Origin of the sequence: Methanosaeta sp. UBA458, assembly GCF_002496085.1 — an archaeon.
In the GTDB taxonomy this organism is placed as follows: Archaea; Halobacteriota; Methanosarcinia; order Methanotrichales; family Methanotrichaceae; genus Methanothrix; species Methanothrix soehngenii.
In genome coordinates this window covers 1-5,043 of sequence record NZ_DAIK01000158.1, presented here as the reverse complement: position 1 = coordinate 5,043, position 5,043 = coordinate 1, and the positions used below count along the sequence as shown (strand labels likewise).

The following is a 5,043-nucleotide window of genomic DNA, read 5'->3' as shown; positions in this document are numbered from 1 at the left end:
GCCTGAGGGCTGACGTTGATCTTGAGTGGAGGTATAGTGAATGAGATATGTTAGACTATTTGCGGCATTGTTGGTCGCATGTATTTCCATCGTCCCAGCCCTTTCAATGCAGGATAATGGAATTGCTCTAAAGGAATGTGCAAAGCAGATGGAATCCCCCTGTCAGAAGTCCCTGATGAGCGAAAAGGCACCGGATCTCCAGCAGCAGGGTCGAACGAACGCCATGGCAGATAATTATGAGGGTAACTTTGCCCCCAAGCCGATGATGGATGGCAGGCAAGATTCGTGCGGGGAAGATCCATGCCAGGATTGCCGGATGAATCGGAATAAAGGAGGCGCACCCAAGTCCATGATGGACGGCAAGCAGCCCAATCAGTTCTGCAAGAATCCACAGGCAGGCCAGGATGATAAGATCGGTCCTGAGGTCATGACGGATTGTAGGGAAGGTCCTCGCGGCCAGAACTCGGAGAATCCACAGAGCGATAAGATCGTTCCCAAGTCGATGATGGATGGCAAGCGGAATCCGTTCGATCAGAATCCCCGCATGGGCCAGAATATGGGTCCTATGAATGATATTGCAGCTCCGAGGTAGAGCAGGAAAACCATCATTCAAAGGGATCATGGCGAGGTGAATTTCAAAAAGCGAGTATCAGATCGGCCAGGAGTCAGAATTCCTGGCCCGCTTTTTGGAGTTAAATGACAAAAGGTGAACGGAGCAAAGATAAACTGAATTCCAATGATTTCGGAGTTTGATTAAAGCGGTGGGGGTTTCACAATGGTTATTGGTTTCGCGATGGTAAAGGTAGTTCGCGGGCATGAGGACGAGGCTTATCTGGACCTCAGGAAGGTCAGCGGGGTAAAAGAAGCCTATCTCATCTTGGGCGAGTACCAGTTCTTCGTAGTAATGCAGGCAAAAAGCGTTGCTGCTCTGCAGGGATTGATTGGCAGGGTAAGGAGTATACCTGACGCGACCAATATCTGCCATGTTCTCATCACAGATAGGGATGCATCAAAGCAGTTAGCTCCGATCGACGAATCATCTCTTGATTATTTTTTTACCGCAATACCCCGATGCTTGCATCGGGGATAAAGGGCATCCGTGTCCAACTTAGGGATTTGATCAGATCCGAGTAGTACTATCTTTATGCGGCGACGCCTCGGATGCCCCGTCTGCTTGCAGCGGGGTGCGTCGCCGCCGTTTCACTTCGAGGTCCCAGTATGGGGATGCTCGTAAAGATCCTCCGAACTCGGATCAGCTTTGCTCACCTGATGGTGGATACCAATTCATAAAATTTGCAGATCGAAAATTGAAAGGAGAAATCGATATGAAGATAGCATATTATCTGACAGCATTATTGATATTGAGCAGCATGGCCCTGTCGGCTTCATGCCAGGAACAGATAAGTCTCACCATAAACGTTCATGAGGAGGCCCTTGATGGTCCTCTTCTTTCCGAAGTTCTCATTACCGGATCGGATGGGACTGGAAATGAGTTTGCTGGAGTGACGGACAGCGACGGCGCAGCGGTTATCAGCGGGACTCCAGGTACCTGGCAGTTTTCCTTCCAGAAGGATGGCTATGACGACCTTAACCTGCAATATGATGCCACCGAGAATGAGGAGACTGCCGCATACCTTGAAAAGAGCTCTTGCGCTGAACAGGTTGCCCTTGCAGTATATGTCCTTGAAGGAAGTCTGGATGGCCCAATTCTCCCTGATGTTCAGATCACGGGGCAGGACGGAGATGGAAATGAATTTTCAGGGACAACGAACTCCACCGGGGTCGCCATCATCAGCGGCATACCTGGTACCTGGCAGTTTGCCTTCCAGAAAGCTGGCTATGATTCCCTTTACCTGCAATATAATGCCACACAAAGCGAGGAAGCAGCGGCATATCTGGAGAAGGCTGACTGAATATTTTGGCAAAACAAGTGCAATGGGCGGCACAAAGCCTCCCTTTCTCAATTCTCTCTTATTTCATTTTTCCTGCTGGATCAGCAGATCCGGGTTCAGCTCCGACAAAACCTCATCCCACTGCTTCCGGTTCATGCTTATGTACTCCTCCATCAGCATCCAGCACTCAGCCCAGTCTAGGTCCACCACCTCTATCCCATGAGCCTGCATGAAGTCCCTGGCTGCGGGAGCGCTCCTGGCCTCGCCAACCACTACCTTCTTGATCCCGAAGTAGACCACTGCCCCGGCGCACATGTAGCAGGGCATGAGGGTTGTATATAGCACTGCATTGTGATAGCCGCCGGTCAGCCGGGCATTGCGCAGGCAGTCGATCTCAGCATGCATCATCTGATCTCTTTGCTGCACTCGTCTGTTCCTTCCTCTTCCTATGATCCGTCCCTCCTCAACTAGGACCGCTCCTATGGGAATCCCACCTTCTCTGGAGCCCTTGCGGGCCTCATCCAGCGCCGCCTGCATGAAGATATCCATGTTGAATATCAAATTGGATGGCAAGATTGATCAAGCTTTGCTCATCTCATAGAATTTTTATTAAATATATGTAATGAATTTATCTTAGCAAGCATCGATATCCAAAAACAGTCAATTTCGATAATTTTAAATATAGTGAACTAAAATTATTAACATAGATGGGATTGGGGGTATCATGATCACAGGATGTAACTGGGCAGGGGAGGAGATCGTCAGGGACACGATCGTTTATGATAAGAGAGTGGTAATCGGCAGCTCGGGCATACTGATTCCCACTGACGTCCGGGACTGGCTATCTCACACCCATAGCAAGGTAATAGCCAGAGCCCTGGAGGAGATGGCCCTTCCTGCCTCCCGCGAGGCAGGGACATTCGACATGAGAGCCTGGCGGAGCTGGGACTACGTGACCAGGTCAATAGACTACGTCACCGACAAGAGCAGCTTTGGACTGGAAGACCTCTGGCTCTTTCCCGAGGAGACGCTGATGCTCGGAAAAGGGGACTGCGAGGATACCTCTTTTCTCTTAGCTTCTCTTCTCCTGGCTAGCGGGATCTCAGAGCAGTGCGTGCGGGTGGTTTTGGGCCGGGTGGCCTCTCAGGCTGGTTCCTACGGGCATGCCTGGGTGGTCTACCAGTGCGAGTCTGGACAATGGTGTCTGTTGGAGACGACGCTGGAATCAGCGCCTCCCAGCTTCACGCCTGCTGATCCATTCACCCTGCCTGGAAATCAGTATCAATACCAGCCACAGTTCTGCCTGAACTCCTCTCATCTCTGGTCGATGACCCGGATGAAAAACGAATTCACGGATTATCTGAAGATTCGAGTCAAACCTCAGCAACCAGTGCCATCAGAGTGATAATGATAATAACATATGCCGCACATCCAGTTTGCCCTATAATGTCTATTTTCCGCATCTGGTAAATATATGCATATAATTTTTGTATTATGATTTATGTTCTCCCTTGCATTCTTCTTTATCGACTTCTCTTTCATGCTTCCGAAGTCGAAGAGCTTCCAGCATCTTTTCCATATTCTTCCAGTGGCTACCCCTCCAGTATAGCCTCTGGCAATTGGAGCAGATCCAGATCTCCCAATCACGCCCTTCAGCTTCCTTAAGGGAGCTGTTGCACAGGGTGCACCTTTGGGGATCTATCCTCAGAGCGATCCCCTTTTCGGCCATCTCCAGGATCTGTTCACAGATCCGGGACGAGCGGATGAGAATGCCCTCCACCCCGGCAGCTGAGCAGGATGAAAAGAGCCTCTTATCTCTGGTGACGAGGATCCTATTCTCCCTTTTTGCCTGGCCAAGGAGTGCCTTATCGCTGTCGCTCTCGGGATTGGCCACATCCTGGCCCAAAAGGCGCAGCCACCTTGCCAGGCGGAGGAGCATGAGGTCGACCAGAAAGCTTCTCTTTTGAGGCCTCTCTGCCGGCGGCTCATCTTCACCCAGCATCACTTCCGGTCCTCTCTTCAGACGGCGTCTCATCCGGCGGTCTCTCTTCCACGATCCACCCATCTCGATCCGCAACTATTTATCGATTGATCTAGATCCTCCCATTCATGAAGAAGGCGATGAGCAATGTGGACGTGGCGGCGATGGTCAAAGAGCTTCAGGATCGGATCGGGGGGGGGTTCATGGGCAAGGCCTATCAGCAATCCTCAGACCGGATCTGGCTCTCGGTTCAGTCCCCGGCCGAGGGCCGGCTCGACCTTCTCTTAGAGGCGGGCAGAAGGGTCCATATCACTAAGGCTGAGCGCCCGGCCAGCAAGACCCCTCCTCAGTTTCCCACCATGCTCAGAAGCCACCTCTCCGGAGGCCGGATCGTCGATATCAGGCAGCACGAGTTCGACCGGCTGCTGGAGATCAAGGTGGAGCGAAGCGGAACTCCTCGCTACCTGATCGTTGAGCTCTTTCCCAAGGGGAGCATGATCCTGCTCGATGAATCCAGAAACATCCTCAGCATGCTCAGAAAGATGCTCTACCGGGGAAGGAAGATGGCCGCCGGGGAGCCCTACCTCTACCATCCCGGTCAGCTCGATCCAAGGACCATAGCCCGGGATGAGCTGGCCCTCTGGCTGGCCTCCAGCGGCCAAGACCTGGTGAGATCTCTGGTGCGCGGTCTGAACATGGGCGGGACATACGGCGAGGAGGTCTGCCTGGTGGCCGGAGTGGACAAGAACAAGGAGGCCATCGACCTGGACCCTGGAGAGATCGACCGTGTGCATCAGGCATTAAGCGAAGTGTTCCTGAATGAAACCCTCGATCCCCATATCGTCATCGAGGATGGAGCCCCAATAGATGTTCTGCCCCGCCCTCTGAAGCTCTATTCCGGTCTGGAGAAAAAAAGGTTTGTCACCTTCAGCGAAGCTCTGGATGCCTTCTTTGTGGAAAGGGAGAAAGAGACGACCCGGCAGGATCCTTTGGAGCACAGGATAGAGCTGCAGCGCAAAGCCATTGAGGAATTTCGGTCCCAGGAGGCGGAACTGGTGCGGAAGGGCGAGCTGATCTACCAGCTTTACGGCAGCGTCGAGCAGATCCTCACCTTGATGAACGATGCCCGGGCACGGGGCTTCTCCTACAACCAGATCTGGGAGAGGATCA

The 5,043-nt window shown here is 52.4% G+C and carries 7 protein-coding genes; 5 read left to right on the top strand and 2 right to left on the bottom strand.

What is annotated here, in order from left to right:
- Positions 1-40: 40 nt before the first annotated feature.
- The 3 genes from BP822_RS11635 (at position 41) to BP822_RS11625 (ending at position 1,913) form a co-directional block, all read left to right on the top strand.
- Entirely contained in the window at positions 41-592 is a 552-nt protein-coding gene (locus tag BP822_RS11635) for a hypothetical protein (RefSeq protein ID WP_013718252.1), read from the top strand.
- Between the two features lie 183 nt (positions 593-775).
- A complete protein-coding gene (locus BP822_RS11630; RefSeq protein ID WP_286878341.1) occupies positions 776-1,090 on the top strand; it encodes an Lrp/AsnC ligand binding domain-containing protein in 315 nt (104 codons plus the stop codon).
- Between the two features lie 235 nt (positions 1,091-1,325).
- The gene (locus BP822_RS11625; RefSeq protein ID WP_286878340.1) at positions 1,326-1,913 is read left to right on the top strand and encodes a hypothetical protein; all 588 of its coding nucleotides are present in this window, start codon (positions 1,326-1,328) and stop codon (positions 1,911-1,913) included.
- A 63-nt stretch (positions 1,914-1,976) separates the two neighbouring features.
- On the opposite strand, the gene BP822_RS11620 is transcribed toward BP822_RS11625, so the two are convergent.
- Complete coding sequence (locus BP822_RS11620) at positions 1,977-2,441, bottom strand: nucleoside deaminase (RefSeq protein WP_286878339.1); 465 nt, start codon at positions 2,439-2,441, stop codon at positions 1,977-1,979.
- 175 nt (positions 2,442-2,616) lie between these two features.
- On the opposite strand from BP822_RS11620, the gene BP822_RS11615 reads away from it, so the two are divergent.
- Entirely contained in the window at positions 2,617-3,297 is a 681-nt protein-coding gene (locus BP822_RS11615) for a transglutaminase domain-containing protein (RefSeq protein WP_286878338.1), read from the top strand.
- 87 nt (positions 3,298-3,384) lie between these two features.
- On the opposite strand, the gene BP822_RS11610 is transcribed toward BP822_RS11615, so the two are convergent.
- Entirely contained in the window at positions 3,385-3,927 is a 543-nt protein-coding gene (locus tag BP822_RS11610) for a Mut7-C RNAse domain-containing protein (RefSeq protein ID WP_286878337.1), read from the bottom strand.
- Between the two features lie 74 nt (positions 3,928-4,001).
- On the opposite strand from BP822_RS11610, the gene BP822_RS11605 reads away from it, so the two are divergent.
- Positions 4,002-5,043: Rqc2 family fibronectin-binding protein (locus tag BP822_RS11605; RefSeq protein WP_286878336.1), on the top strand; the 1,042-nt coding region annotated here is incomplete at its 3' end.